14 protein-coding genes are annotated in these 13,084 nt (G+C 42.8%); 12 read left to right on the top strand and 2 right to left on the bottom strand.

From position 1 onward, the window contains the following. Positions 1-17: 17 nt before the first annotated feature. The 3 genes from ACZ5B7_RS23245 to trhO all read left to right on the top strand — a co-directional run bounded on the left by ACZ5B7_RS23245 (position 18) and on the right by trhO (position 2,297). Positions 18-311, top strand: coding sequence for a HesB/YadR/YfhF family protein (locus ACZ5B7_RS23245; protein ID WP_378584136.1), 294 nt, complete (start codon positions 18-20; stop codon positions 309-311). Positions 312-461: 150 nt separating this feature from the next. After that, a complete protein-coding gene (locus ACZ5B7_RS23240) occupies positions 462-1,301 on the top strand; it encodes a 2OG-Fe(II) oxygenase (protein ID WP_464491133.1) in 840 nt (279 codons plus the stop codon). A gap of 21 nt (positions 1,302-1,322) precedes the next feature. Beyond that, a complete protein-coding gene (gene trhO / locus ACZ5B7_RS23235; protein ID WP_423799171.1) occupies positions 1,323-2,297 on the top strand; it encodes an oxygen-dependent tRNA uridine(34) hydroxylase TrhO in 975 nt (324 codons plus the stop codon). Between the two features lie 58 nt (positions 2,298-2,355). On the opposite strand, the gene ACZ5B7_RS23230 is transcribed toward trhO, so the two are convergent. Continuing rightward, positions 2,356-3,627 (bottom strand): replication-associated recombination protein A, encoded by a 1,272-nt coding sequence (locus tag ACZ5B7_RS23230; RefSeq protein WP_464491132.1) that lies wholly within the window; start codon positions 3,625-3,627, stop codon positions 2,356-2,358. 155 nt (positions 3,628-3,782) lie between these two features. On the opposite strand from ACZ5B7_RS23230, the gene cymR reads away from it, so the two are divergent. The 5 genes from cymR (at position 3,783) to recD2 (ending at position 9,926) form a co-directional block, all read left to right on the top strand. Beyond that, the gene (gene cymR, locus ACZ5B7_RS23225; protein WP_213144757.1) at positions 3,783-4,202 is read left to right on the top strand and encodes a cysteine metabolism transcriptional regulator CymR; all 420 of its coding nucleotides are present in this window, start codon (positions 3,783-3,785) and stop codon (positions 4,200-4,202) included. A 45-nt stretch (positions 4,203-4,247) separates the two neighbouring features. Continuing rightward, positions 4,248-5,390, top strand: a complete 1,143-nt coding sequence (locus tag ACZ5B7_RS23220; protein ID WP_464491131.1) for a cysteine desulfurase family protein — start codon at positions 4,248-4,250, stop codon at positions 5,388-5,390. Between the two features lie 41 nt (positions 5,391-5,431). Continuing rightward, positions 5,432-6,550 carry a tRNA 2-thiouridine(34) synthase MnmA gene (gene mnmA / locus ACZ5B7_RS23215; RefSeq protein WP_464491130.1) on the top strand — a complete coding sequence of 373 codons (1,119 nt, stop codon included), beginning with the start codon at positions 5,432-5,434 and terminating at the stop codon, positions 6,548-6,550. 260 nt (positions 6,551-6,810) lie between these two features. Beyond that, a complete protein-coding gene (locus ACZ5B7_RS23210) occupies positions 6,811-7,464 on the top strand; it encodes a tetratricopeptide repeat protein (protein ID WP_464491129.1) in 654 nt (217 codons plus the stop codon). Positions 7,465-7,499: 35 nt separating this feature from the next. Further along, on the top strand, positions 7,500-9,926 hold the full coding sequence (gene recD2 / locus ACZ5B7_RS23205) for an SF1B family DNA helicase RecD2 (protein WP_464491128.1): 2,427 nt from the start codon (positions 7,500-7,502) through the stop codon (positions 9,924-9,926). A 33-nt stretch (positions 9,927-9,959) separates the two neighbouring features. Here the strand turns inward: recD2 and ACZ5B7_RS23200 are convergent, their stop codons facing one another. Then, a complete protein-coding gene (locus ACZ5B7_RS23200; RefSeq protein WP_464491127.1) occupies positions 9,960-10,652 on the bottom strand; it encodes a peptidoglycan recognition protein family protein in 693 nt (230 codons plus the stop codon). 147 nt (positions 10,653-10,799) lie between these two features. On the opposite strand from ACZ5B7_RS23200, the gene ACZ5B7_RS23195 reads away from it, so the two are divergent. The 4 genes from ACZ5B7_RS23195 to ACZ5B7_RS23180 all read left to right on the top strand — a co-directional run bounded on the left by ACZ5B7_RS23195 (position 10,800) and on the right by ACZ5B7_RS23180 (position 12,967). Next, entirely contained in the window at positions 10,800-11,276 is a 477-nt protein-coding gene (locus tag ACZ5B7_RS23195; RefSeq protein ID WP_213144763.1) for a PRC-barrel domain-containing protein, read from the top strand. A gap of 12 nt (positions 11,277-11,288) precedes the next feature. Then, positions 11,289-11,480, top strand: coding sequence for a hypothetical protein (locus tag ACZ5B7_RS23190; protein WP_213144764.1), 192 nt, complete (start codon positions 11,289-11,291; stop codon positions 11,478-11,480). A 179-nt stretch (positions 11,481-11,659) separates the two neighbouring features. After that, positions 11,660-11,794: a YrzQ family protein gene (locus ACZ5B7_RS23185; protein ID WP_213144765.1), complete on the top strand. Its 135-nt coding sequence runs from the start codon at positions 11,660-11,662 to the stop codon at positions 11,792-11,794. Positions 11,795-11,887: 93 nt separating this feature from the next. Beyond that, complete coding sequence (locus ACZ5B7_RS23180) at positions 11,888-12,967, top strand: AI-2E family transporter (RefSeq protein ID WP_464491126.1); 1,080 nt, start codon at positions 11,888-11,890, stop codon at positions 12,965-12,967. Positions 12,968-13,084 lie beyond the last annotated feature (117 nt).

Raw genomic sequence — 13,084 nt, 5'->3', positions numbered from 1 at the left:
ATCTGGAGGACTTTTTTATGGAAATTAAAATCAGCAATCAGGCATTAAAATGGTTTAAAGAAGATATTGGCCTTAAGAAGGGAGATAAATTGCGATTTTATACGCAAGTTTATGGAAATAGTCCGATTCAGAAGGGGTACTCTTTGGCGTTTACTCAAGAGGAGCCCTTAAAAATAGCAGCCAGTACTGATCTGGATGGGATCCTTTTCTTTGTTGAAGACGGTGATGTCTGGTATTTCGACGGGCATGATTTACATGTTGATTATGATGCAAAAGAAGATGAATTGAGATATGAGTATGTTAAACCCTGACTCAGTCCACGGGGCAAGACCGCTTGGTTTAACGGGCTATTTATAACCTAATAGGATAATTCGGGCAGGAACAAGGATATCCATCGCTGGTAATTTTTTTGTCGTTAAGAGATAATTGTTTGGTACTCGTTCTAAAAGGAGAAATATAGAGTGGAAAAAATCAAGCATATCTCCAGCGAATTTAAAGATTGGATCATACAGACATTAAATAGCGGTGCAAGCCCGGAGAAAATCGTCGATGCGATGATTAGTAAGGGATTCGATGAAACATTTGCATTAAGGATTTTATTGCGTATTGGTGGAAACCAATCGATTGTAACAGCAGATAAGCAAAGCCCTTATTATTATGAAATTCCTGAAATTGGTCAAAAGGGCAATAAACTAAATGCAGGGGACCGGGAAATTAAGGTGCTTTCTAGAGTGGAGCATCCATTTATTCTGCATTTAGATAATGTGTTAAGCGACGAAGAATGTGACAAACTGATCAGCCTTTCAAGCGACAGATTACAGCCTTCTCATATTATTGATAAAAACACTGGGGAGAACCGTGCAGCTTCTGGCAGAACGAGCAAAGGAATGTATTTTACAATCAATGAAAATGGACACGTCTCCACAATTGAGAAAAGAATTGCTGAATTAACTGGCTATCCGATTGAAAATGGTGAAGGGCTGCAGGTATTGAACTATAAAATAGGCGAGGAATATAAACCCCATTTCGATTATTTCCCGGCAAACCAGGTTATAGAAGATAAAGGGGGACAGCGGATCGGCACCTTTTTAATCTATTTAAATGATGTCGCTTCAGGAGGAGAAACCGTATTCCCAAAGTTAGGAGTATCGATTGTTCCGAAGAAAGGAACAGCTGTTTACTTTCATTATGGGAATAGTAAGGGACAAGTCGATCGACTGTCCTTGCACACCAGTGTGCCGGTATCCGAAGGTGAAAAATGGGTTGCCACCAAGTGGATCAGGCAAGGGAGAATTTACTAACAAAGATAGGGGCAGTAACAAATGACAGAAAATAAACCATATAGAGTATTACTATATTATATGTATGTACCAATCGAGAATCCGGAGGAATTTGCCGCTCTGCATTTGCAGTTCTGTAAGGAACTAGGACTTAAAGGACGAATTTTAGTGGCTGCCGAAGGGATTAATGGTACGGTATCGGGAACGGTCGAGCAGACTGAAAAGTATATGGAAATCATGCATCAAGACGAACGTTTTGCTGATATGGTTTTTAAAATTGATGAAGAGGATGAACATGCCTTTAAAAAGATGCATGTCCGCCATCGGTCGGAGCTTGTCACCCTTCGCTTAGAAGACGATATCAATCCTAATGAAACGACCGGTAAACATTTGAGTCCGAAAGAATTCTATGAGGCAATGCAGGATCCAAAGACCGTTGTCATTGATGCCCGAAATGACTATGAATTTGATTTAGGTCACTTTAGAGGAGCTGTTCGGCCAGACATAACAGCCTTTCGCGAGCTTCCGGACTGGATTCGGGAAAATAAACAGCAGTTTGAAGGAAAAAAAATCTTGACCTATTGTACTGGCGGAATTCGCTGCGAGAAGTTTTCAGGCTGGCTTGTAAAAGAAGGCTTTCAAGATGTTGGACAACTACATGGCGGTATCGTGACCTACGGGAAGGACCCTGAAGTGCAAGGACAGCTGTGGGACGGACAATGCTATGTATTTGACGGAAGGATCAGTGTGCCGGTTAATCAGGTTGAACATGTTATCGTCGGAAAAGATTATTTCACGGGTGAACCTTGTGAACGATATGTAAATTGTGCAAACCCGGAATGCAATAAACAAATTATTTGCTCAGAGGAAAGTGAGCACAAATACCTTAGGGGCTGCACACATGAATGCCGAGTGCACCCAAGGAACTTGTATGTGAAGGAACATGAGTTAACGGAAGAAGACGTTGAATTGAGATTACAGCAGATTGGTGAAGAGTTTTCAGTTAAAAACAGCTGATCTAATTTATATAAAAAAATGACGTGTGAATTGGTACACGTCATTTTTTTATACATGTTTAATTTTTTCGTGTAAGCTTTTCATAGACAGATGCGAGTGCCTGTTCGAATTTCCCTGTCTTTTTCGGCTGATAGTATTGTTTGTTCTTGATCCGGTCCGGCAGATATTGCTGCGGTACCCACCCGTTCTCATAGTCATGCGGATACTTGTAGCCAATGCCTCTGCCAAGCTCTTTCGCCCCTTTGTAATGGGCGTCTTTTAAATGGTCCGGGACATCGCCGGTTATTCCTCTTTGAATATCGGATAGGGCCGCATCAATCGCCAAAATAGCAGAATTGGATTTGGGCGACAGGCATAATTCAATTACAGCATTGGCAAGTGGAATACGTGCTTCGGGAAAGCCTAGCCTTTCTGCAGTTTCAATGGCCGCCAATGTCCGTGCTCCCGCCTGAGGGTTGGCAAGTCCGATATCCTCATAGGCAATTACAATTAACCGGCGGCTAATGCTTACTAAGTCCCCGGCTTCAATTAATCTGCCAAGATAATGAAGGGCAGCGTTTACGTCACTGCCGCGGATTGACTTTTGGAAGCCTGACAATACATCGTAATGAGCGTCCCCGTCTTTATCCGCGGCAATGCTTTTCTTCTGCAGGCATTCTTCAGCTGTTTGAATATCGACATGGATAACGTCATTTTCATCTGGATCTGACGAAAGAATGGCTAATTCCAAGGCATTTAAAGAGCTGCGGACATCTCCTCCTGAGCCTTGGGCAAAATGCTGAAGCGCCTCCTCGGTTATATCAACTTTTAATCTGCCGTAACCCCGTTCCTCATCTTCTAATGCCCGAACTAAGGTTTGCGTAACTTCATTAGGTGTTAATGGTTTAAGTTCAAAAATTTGACAGCGGCTGCGAATGGCTGGATTAATGGCATGATAAGGGTTGCTGGTTGTAGCTCCGATCAATACAATCATTCCGTTTTCCAAATAGGGCAATAGGAAATCCTGTTTGGCCTTATCTAACCGGTGGACCTCGTCCAACAGCAGGATTACTTTTCCGGACATTTTCGCCTCGGCAGCGACAATTTCCATATCTTTTTTATTATTTGTAACGGCGTTTAACGTTCGAAAGGCATATTTGGTACTGCCGGCAATGGCGCTCGCTATCGAGGTTTTTCCTATCCCGGGAGGACCATACAGAATCATTGAAGTCAGCTGCTTGGCTTTTACCATTCTAGCAATGATCTTGCCCTCACCGACAAGATGCTGCTGGCCGGCAACTTCTTCAATTGTTCGCGGCCGCATTCGAAATGCCAACGGTTTTTGCTGCATAGTAATCTCTCCAATAAATATTTTGCTATATCTTAACAATACCATTTCCTCATGGAAAAGCATATTAAAGAAGAATATGTTATAATTCTAATGCCTACCAAAATACTACGGATTTTTTTGAATATATATTTTTTAAAAAATAGAGGTGTTATTTTATGAAAATATCTACAAAGGGCCGCTACGGCCTGACAATTATGATTGAATTAGCAAAAAATTACGGAGAAGGGCCAACTTCTTTAAAAACAATAGCCCAAGCGAATGACCTATCTGAGCATTATTTGGAGCAATTGATTGCACCGTTACGAAATGCTGGATTAGTGAAAAGTATCAGAGGCGCATACGGGGGTTATATATTAACTGATGTACCTGCCAAAATTACCGCTGGCGATGTAATTCGTGTGCTTGAGGGCCCGATTACACCGGTTGAAGGAATTGAAGATGAAGAACCGGCTAAACGGGAGTTGTGGATTCGCATTCGCGATGCAATTAAGGGTGTATTAGACAACACGACTCTTGAGGACTTAGCAAGCCACAGTGAAGATGGTGAAATGGAAGGTTATATGTTTTATATTTAATGACGAAGCTAATAATAGAGAATTATGTTGATTTGAGGTGTCATAATGGAACGAATTTATCTCGACCATGCCGCAACCTCTCCGATGCATCCAAAAGTGATTGAAAAAATGCATGAGACGATGAAATCCGTTTTTGGAAATCCATCAAGCATCCATGCTTTTGGCAGGGACGCGCGACATTATATTGATGTGGCGCGGGCAACACTCGCGGGGAGCATTGGGGCAAAGGAAAACGAGATTATTTTTACAAGCGGCGGTACCGAAGCGGATAATATGGCCTTATTTGGCGTTGCGGAAAGCTATCAGCATTTAGGAAAGCATATTATCACTACCCAGGTAGAACATCATGCTGTTCTTCATGCTTGCCAGAAGCTTGAAAAAATGGGCTTTGAGGTCACCTATTTGCCAGTTGATGAAACAGGCAGGATTTCCGTTACTGACCTTCAGGAGGCGTTAAGGGACGATACCATATTAGTTTCCGTCATGTATGGAAACAACGAGGTTGGCACCATCCAGCCGATTGCAGAAATTGGCCGGCTTGTGAAGGATCATCAGGCAAAATTTCATACAGATGCTGTCCAGGCCTATGGGATGGAAAAAATAAATGTCGATGAAAGCTATATTGATTTGCTATCGGTTTCTGCTCATAAAATAAATGGACCAAAAGGGATCGGTTTTCTTTATGTAAAGTCAAATGTTAAAATTTCACCACGTTTATTTGGCGGCGAGCAGGAGAGAAAACGGCGCGCTGGAACAGAAAATGTCGCATCTATTGCCGGGTTCCATGAAGCGGTTCTGATTGCGATGGAAGAACGTTCTGCAAAGAGAGAACTGTTTGCTGAGTATAAGCAGCTTTTGATGAACAAGCTTCAAGAATCAGGGATTGAGTTCACTGTAAACGGATTGCTTGAAAATTCCTTGCCGCATGTATTAAACTTAAGCTTTCCCGGAACTAACGTGGAAGCTATGCTGGTCAATCTTGACTTGGCGGGGATTGCGGTTTCGAGCGGTTCTGCCTGTACGGCCGGATCAATTGAACCATCGCATGTCCTTGTGGCGATGTTCGGAAAAGGCTCAGAGCGATTGTCGAATGCAATCCGTTTTAGTTTTGGCTTTACCACGACAACCGAAGAAATCCTACAAGCGGCGGAGGAAACAGCAAAGGTTGTTTCGCGGCTTAGAAAATAAAAGCAAGATTATTTTGTGTGTAAAGAGAGGTGAATTTTTAGATGGAAAGAAAAGACCCAAAAGATATCCGAGTTGTTGTCGGGATGTCCGGAGGTGTTGATTCATCTGTTGCGGCACTGTTGTTAAAGCAGCAGGGCTACGATGTGATCGGCATTTTTATGAAAAACTGGGATGACACCGACGAAAACGGTGTTTGTACAGCAACGGAGGATTATAATGATGTGATTCGTGTCTGCAACCAAATTGGCATCCCTTATTATGCGGTTAATTTTGAAAAGCAATATTGGGACAAGGTATTCACCTATTTCCTTGCTGAATATCGGGCCGGCCGGACACCGAATCCAGATGTCATGTGCAATAAGGAAATTAAGTTTAAAGCCTTTTTGGAGCATGCGATGAATTTAGGTGCCGACTATCTCGCGACAGGTCACTATGCCCGTGTTGAATATCGCGACGGTGAATATAAAATGCTGCGAGGCCTTGATGAAAATAAGGATCAAACCTATTTCCTAAATCAATTGTCGCAAGAGCAAATCAGCAAAGTCATGTTCCCAATCGGAAATCTTGAAAAAGCGAAGGTGCGGGAAATTGCGAAGGAAGCGAGTCTTGCTACGGCGGCGAAAAAGGACTCGACCGGAATTTGTTTTATTGGAGAACGGAATTTTAAGGAGTTTTTAGGTCAATACCTGCCTGCTCAGCCCGGCAACATGGAAACGTTTGACGGCGAAGTTAAAGGCAAACATGAAGGCCTGATGTATCATACCATTGGTCAGCGTCATGGGCTCGGCATTGGTGGATCGGGTGAACCTTGGTTTGCCATTGGCAAGGACTTAAAACGAAATGTTTTATATGTTGGCCAAGGTTTCCATAATGAAAAGCTCTATTCCGATTCGATTATTGCGACGGATGTTAGCTGGGTTTCTGACCGAGAAAAGCCTGTGGAATTTAGTTGTACTGCGAAATTCCGTTACCGCCAGGAGGACCACAAGGTTAAAGTTCGTCTATTAGATGGTGGTAAGGTTGAAGTTATTTTTGCAGAACCGATTCGTGCTGTCACACCTGGACAAGCCGCTGTTTTTTATGACGGTGACGAGTGTCTTGGCGGTGGAACGATTGATGAAGTTTATAAAAATGGTGAACGTTTGACATATGTTGGCTAAGTTTAAGGACCCTGATTCCAGTTTTGGAGTCGGGGTTTTTTGGTGCAGGAAAATAGGTTTGGCGGATTACTGCTGGACTTCGGCGGATAATCTAACAGGGGTGGCGGATAACCGTCCAGTTTTGGCGGATAATCTCTTCAAATTGGCGGATACCTAGCCAAGTTCGGCGGATATCTCCAATCACTTGCCTGCCCCCCTTTTACAACCTCAACTTTTAATCAAAATATGGTATACTTCCATGTAGAACGGAGTTGAAAAACATGGACAAAAACCAATTAGGTGTTCAATATATGCAAGAAGGCAACTGGGAAATGGCTGTGAAGGTTTTCAATGAGGGTATCCAGGAAAATCCTGCTGACCCAGTCGGCTATATTAATTTTGGCAACGTCCTCAGCGTTGTCGGTGAGGCTGAAAAAGCGCTAAAATTTTTCCAAAAGGCGATTGAACTTGACGAAAATGCAGGTGCAGCCTATTACAGCGCAGGTAATCTATATTTCAGCAATGACCGTTTCCAAGAAGCCAAGAACATGTTTGAAATGGCGATGAGAAAAGGACTGGAAACTAGCGACAACTATTTTATGCTGGGGCTTTCATTAGTCAATCTTGACCAGAGCAAATTTGCCTTGCCCTACTTCCAAAGAAGTGTTGAATTGAATGAAAATGATGCCGAGGCACACTTCCAATACGGATTATGCTTGGCAAACCTGGAACTGATTAGCGAAGCCATCAGCCAATTTAAAAAATGCGTTGAACTCGATCCAAACCATTCAGATGCATACTATAACCTGGGCGTTTCCTACGCATTCCAAGAGCAAGGCCAGCAAGCGCTGGAGATGTTCGACAAAGCGTTAGAAATCCAGCCGGACCATCTATTGGCCGGAAATGCGAAAAAAATATTAGAAATGAATCAGTAATCCATTAATTTTTCACGAGGAAGGAGGGAGCAGATATGGTGAAAAAGCAGGAATCGCTTGATTTGTTCAGTGAGCAGGGGAAATTTATTAAAGGCCGTCCGATAGTGACCATCTTTCACAATGAGCAAAACCTCTATACCGTGATTCGAATCCGGGTAGATGAGACCAATCATCAGTATGATGACAAAGAAGCCGTCGTTACTGGCTATTTTCCTAGAGTACATGAGCAGGAAACGTATATTTTTTACGGGGAATTTAAAGAGCATCCACGCTTTGGTACACAATTTCATGTCAACCATTTTCGCAAAGACATGCCCCAATCGAAGCAAGGGGTTATTGCTTATTTATCCGGAGAAATGTTCAAAGGAATCGGTAAAAAAACGGCGGAAAATATCGTCGAAACCCTGGGTGAGGATGCGATTTCGAAAATTCTCAATCAGCCTTCCCTCCTTGATACCGTACCAAAGCTCCCTCCGGATAAAGCAAAGCAGCTTTATGACACGTTAATGGAGCATCAAGGCCTCGAGCAGGTGATGGTAGCGTTAAACCAGTATGGTTTCGGCCCGCAGCTGTCGATGCGGATTTATCAAACTTATAAAGAAAATACACTCGAGATTATTCAAAAAAACCCCTACCAGCTGGTTGAGGATGTCGAGGGAATTGGTTTTGGCCGGGCTGATGAGCTAGGTTACCAGCTTGGCATATCAGGCAGCCATTCTGACCGAATTAAGGCAGGCTGCCTCTATACATTAGAAAATGAATGTATGCAGACTGGGCATGTCTATATGCAAGCCGAAGCACTGCTTGAACAGGTAAAAGCCCTTCTAGAAGAGAACCAGCGTGACGTCATTGATTTTCTGGCTATCTCAAACGAAATTATCGGGCTTGAAAAGGAAGGTAAAATTATTGGCGAAGAGAAACGAGTTTACCTGCCTTCCTTGTACTTTGCGGAAAAAGGACTCGTCACCAGCATTAAACGAATCCTGCAGCAAACAGAGTATCAGGACCAATTCCCGGAATCGGAATTTTTGCTGGCATTAGGTGATTTGGAAGAACGGCTTGGGGTCCAGTATGCGCCAACCCAAAGGGAAGCCATCCAAACAGCGTTAATGTCACCGATGCTGATCTTAACAGGGGGGCCAGGAACAGGGAAAACGACCGTGATCAAGGGGATTGTCGAGCTTTATGGAGAGCTCCACGGCTGCTCCTTGGAAATAAAGGATTATCAAAAAAAGGACGAACCATTTCCGTTTCTGCTTGCGGCACCTACCGGGAGAGCAGCGAAACGGATGAGTGAATCGACTGGATTGCCTGCTGTCACCATACACCGTCTGCTCGGCTTCAACGGGACGGAAGGCTTTGATCGTGATGACGGGAGCCCGCTTGAAGGAAAAATTCTCATTGTCGATGAAACTTCAATGCTCGATATTTGGCTCGCGAATCAGCTCTTCAAAGCGTTGCCGGAAAACATTCAAGTTATTATGGTAGGTGACGAAGACCAGCTGCCGTCTGTCGGCCCTGGTCAGGTTTTAAAGGATTTACTAAGATCGGAGCGAATCCCGACAGTACGGTTAACGGATATCTACCGCCAGGCGGAAGGCTCCTCTATTATTGAACTGGCGCATGAAATCAAAAAGGGACATTTGCCGGCTGACATAACCCAAAAACAAGCCGATCGTTCCTTTATCAGATGTACTACCGCACAAATTGCAGAAGTAATCGAAAAGGTCGCATTAAATGCTAAAAATAAGGGTTATACGGCAAAGGATATTCAGGTCCTAGCCCCAATGTACCGGGGTCCAGCCGGGATTGACCGATTAAATTTGCTCCTGCAGGAAATCTTTAACCCAAACCCGGATGGCAAAAGAAAAGAAATCCAATTTGGCGATGTTAAGTACCGGATTGGCGACAAAGTTCTTCAGCTAGTCAACCAGCCTGAGAATAATGTGTTTAATGGCGATATCGGGGAAATCATCTCCATCATTTATGCAAAGGAAAATACTGAAAAACAGGATATGATTTATATTTCCTTTGAAGGCAATGAAGTGGAGTATACAAAGCAGGATTTGACGCAAATTACCCATGCCTATTGCTGCTCGGTCCATAAATCACAGGGAAGTGAATTTCCGATTGTCATTCTTCCTGTAACTAGAAGCTATTACAGAATGCTGCAAAGGAATTTAATTTATACGGCGATAACAAGAAGTAAACAATCCTTGATATTATGCGGAGAGGTCGATGCACTGCAAATGGGGGTTGCGCGGGCGGATGAAATGTCAAGACTGACCACACTTTGTGAAAAACTTCAGGAAACCATTACCATTGCCGATAAAACAGCCGAGCCTCAAAAGGACCAAGAACAGAACAAATTGTCTCTTGAGGAAGAATTAATGGCCGTCAATCCGATGATTGGGATGGAAAATATAACGCCATATGATTTCATGGAGAAAACTGGCAGCTAAATGAAAAAGGACCCCGGAGGATGGGTCCTTTTTTCATTCACTTGATAGTTCCTGTATTTTTCGAGACACAAGCGGGTAAAAATTATTGATGGCGTCGGTAGTCGAGTTACCCCCGAAAAAACCTGTTCCCGGGCAGGTTTTTACATTGTAATCCGGACCTCTGTCTAGAACTCGCTCACCCGTTTTTACATTCCACCAATGATGATAGGTAATACTGTCAATGGAGGGAGTCAGTCCGAATCTTAAGGAAAGTGCAGCCGTGATATAAACAATCGTTTCTTTTTGCTCAGCTGTCATCACATCATGGCCGATATCGAAGTTGCCGACATTTTCAATCATGATTCCGGTCGTGTTAGCGATCGGGCCAATCGAGCCTTCCGGAGCAATGTCAAACGGCCTGGACACTGCAACCTTTCCATCGGGAAACGTTGTTAAGTTTTGCGCGATATTCTTCCAGCCTCTTTGCTTCACATGGAAGTTTTCCATGCTCTCGAGCATTTTAAAATGATTATTCCCATAAAACTGCTTGTAGGACGGAAGCCAGGTATGATGCTGCTGGATGAGGTTTATATTTCTGGTAAATTTATTTTGAAATAACCAATTCTTAAATTCCTCTCTAGTCATCAAAATATATTGTCCATGTGTAGCCGCCCCAAGCGCACGGGAAGGGAAAATAGTAATCATCATGATAAAAATGAAACTAAAAAAGATTAGATTTTTTTTCATTTCTTCGACCTCTGCTTAACCTCTTTTCTACATTGTTTGTTAAACAACCTATCTTATTCCAAACATCTCTTTATGGAAAACGTTTCACCTTATGAATTGATGAAAGATAACGGAAACTAAGATTGTTCGAAGGAGGTGGGATACTCTTTGCGAACATTTTCCTTATTGAAGGGGCAGCCGGTTTTTGAAACGAAAAGAGGAACGAAAATCGGCGAGGTTTGCGATCTTTGCATTTCAAAAAACGGAACCGTCAAAGGCCTATTGATTAAAAAAGGCGTTTTCTTCAAACAATCCTGTTTCTTGGACATTCAGAAGGTTTCTTCCTTTGGCTGGGATGGGGTCATGATTGAGGATGCTGGCAGCTTAGAAAAGCTGAAAGAAACTCCTGAGTTTACATTGAACCATCAGCATTCACTTGAAGGGATGATGATGCTTTCCAATAGCGGTCAGTCGCTCGGATTGTTAAAAGATGTATACTTTCAGGAAGAAGTGGGAACAATCGTAGGGTACGAAATCACGGATGGCTTCTTTTCAGATATCACTGATGGGAAACAGGTAATTCAGTCCGAGAAACCCTTAACGGTTGGAAAAGATGCCATTATCGTTGACGTTAATCAAACGTGAGGTGTCTTTTCCATGCTTAAGTGTCCCAATTGTGCGAGCAAGGATATCGGAAAAATCGGTATCAATCAATACTATTGCTGGAACTGTTTTATTGAATTGTCTGTTGCTAAAGGAATTATCAATACCCATCAAGTCGAGGAAGACGGAACCTTAAGTTCATTAGACGATTTGTTTGAAGAAGAATTACGTCGTTACACACTCTAAATAGAATAGCGGAGGCGCCTTGAACAGGGGCGACAGGCATAAGACGAGCCGGCGAGAAGGCTGCTTTTTAGCCTTCTTGACGGATTGGCTTATGACCCCGAGCCCCTAGGCGCCGGAGCTGGACAGTAGTCTCAGTTATTTGACTAACTTGTTTTCAACCATAAAAAGAGGTGAAACGTATGAACAAAATGATGACGACCATGGTTGCTTTTGGTGCCGGGATGGCTGCTTATAATTTGGCGCAAAGAAATAATTTGATGTCAGGCCGGCAAATGAAAAGAATGCAGAGAAAAGTAAAACGAGCGATATTTTAAATGGTTAGGTCCCCCTCACATGAAGAGGGGGATTTTTAATGAATATTTATTTACCGAGTCTCCAAAAATAACCACTAAAGGAGGGCGCGGGCGTTGGATATTCGTATGAAATGGTATTACCGAATCGGTTTTTCTCTCCTTTTATTAATTGTCATTTACGTATTTTTAAAAATACGTTTTGTCTGGTTGCCGGTTGTAAAAGTGGCCATCATTATTGCACTTCCGTTTGTCATTTCAGGATTTATCACCTATTTGCTGCATCCGATAGTTGAAAAACTGCATGAAAAAGGACTTCATCGTGGCATTGCCATTCTGCTCATTTATGTCATATTTTTTGGTGGACTTGGGTTTACCCTTTATAAGGGGATTCCAGCAGTCATAGATCAAATAAAAGACCTTTCGGAAAGTGCACCTGTTTTCGCTGAGCAGTATCGAGATTGGATTCGTACTCTCCAATCCCATACAAGAGAATGGCCTGACGGACTGCAAACGAGAATCAATGACGGCATTGATGCCTTTGAGAAAAGACTTGATTCTCTTTTATCTATTATTGTTGGCTATTTAGGTCAATTGTTAAATTCAGCAGCACTTTTGCTGATTATCCCTTTTATCACCTTCTATATGCTGAAGGATTTTGCCCTAATTAAACGAAGTGTTTGGTATATGACACCTAAAAAATGGCGGAAAAGAGGAACCCTGTTTCTAAAGGATGTTGATGATTCACTTGGCAGATACATTAGGGGCCAGCTGCTTGTTTGTGTCATTATCGGAACAGTCTCGTCTCTTCTTTTCTGGGTGTTTGATTTAAAGTATCCCTTATTGTTAGGAATGATTGTAGGAGCGACAAATGTCATCCCCTATTTTGGCCCCATCATCGGTGCTGTTCCAGCGGTAATTGTGGCAGCAACGATCTCGGTGAAATTGGTCATTATCACGCTGATTATTGTATTTGGATTGCAGTTTCTCGAAGGTAATATCCTATCGCCCTATATTGTGGGTAAAAGCCTTCATATGCATCCCTTAGTCATCATGGCGGCACTGACGGCAGGCGGTGAGATTGGCGGGATCTTAGGGTTGATTTTAGCGGTTCCGGTGGTAGCGATTCTGAAGGTTGGCATCATTCATGCAAAAAATCACTTTATCGCTGCCCGAAGTAATGAAACATCTCCATAGGTATTTGACAAACTAAGTCAGTACTAGCTATAATTCGTCATAGATAATATTGGTTAAAATGAAGAAGGAACAAGTATGTTATAGACCATCTGTAACGCATCATGCGCTGAAGAGAGG

This window comes from Neobacillus sp. S1115 (assembly GCF_055385565.1).
This window is presented reverse-complemented; position numbering and strand designations above follow the sequence as displayed.

Bases quoted from the DNA above. Each gene is read 5' to 3' on its own strand.
- ACZ5B7_RS23245 (WP_378584136.1), top strand. From the start codon at position 18: ATGGAAATTAAAATCAGCAATCAGGCATTAAAATGGTTTAAAGAAGAT.
- ACZ5B7_RS23220 (WP_464491131.1), top strand. From the start codon at position 4,248: ATGGAACGAATTTATCTCGACCATGCCGCAACCTCTCCGATGCATCCA.
- ACZ5B7_RS23185 (WP_213144765.1), top strand. From the start codon at position 11,660: ATGAACAAAATGATGACGACCATGGTTGCTTTTGGTGCCGGGATGGCT.
- ACZ5B7_RS23190 (WP_213144764.1), top strand. From the start codon at position 11,289: ATGCTTAAGTGTCCCAATTGTGCGAGCAAGGATATCGGAAAAATCGGT.
- cymR (WP_213144757.1), top strand. From the start codon at position 3,783: ATGAAAATATCTACAAAGGGCCGCTACGGCCTGACAATTATGATTGAA.
- trhO (WP_423799171.1), top strand. From the start codon at position 1,323: ATGACAGAAAATAAACCATATAGAGTATTACTATATTATATGTATGTA.
- mnmA (WP_464491130.1), top strand. From the start codon at position 5,432: ATGGAAAGAAAAGACCCAAAAGATATCCGAGTTGTTGTCGGGATGTCC.
- ACZ5B7_RS23210 (WP_464491129.1), top strand. From the start codon at position 6,811: ATGGACAAAAACCAATTAGGTGTTCAATATATGCAAGAAGGCAACTGG.
- recD2 (WP_464491128.1), top strand. From the start codon at position 7,500: ATGGTGAAAAAGCAGGAATCGCTTGATTTGTTCAGTGAGCAGGGGAAA.
- ACZ5B7_RS23230 (WP_464491132.1), bottom strand. From the start codon at position 3,627: ATGCAGCAAAAACCGTTGGCATTTCGAATGCGGCCGCGAACAATTGAA.
- ACZ5B7_RS23200 (WP_464491127.1), bottom strand. From the start codon at position 10,652: ATGAAAAAAAATCTAATCTTTTTTAGTTTCATTTTTATCATGATGATT.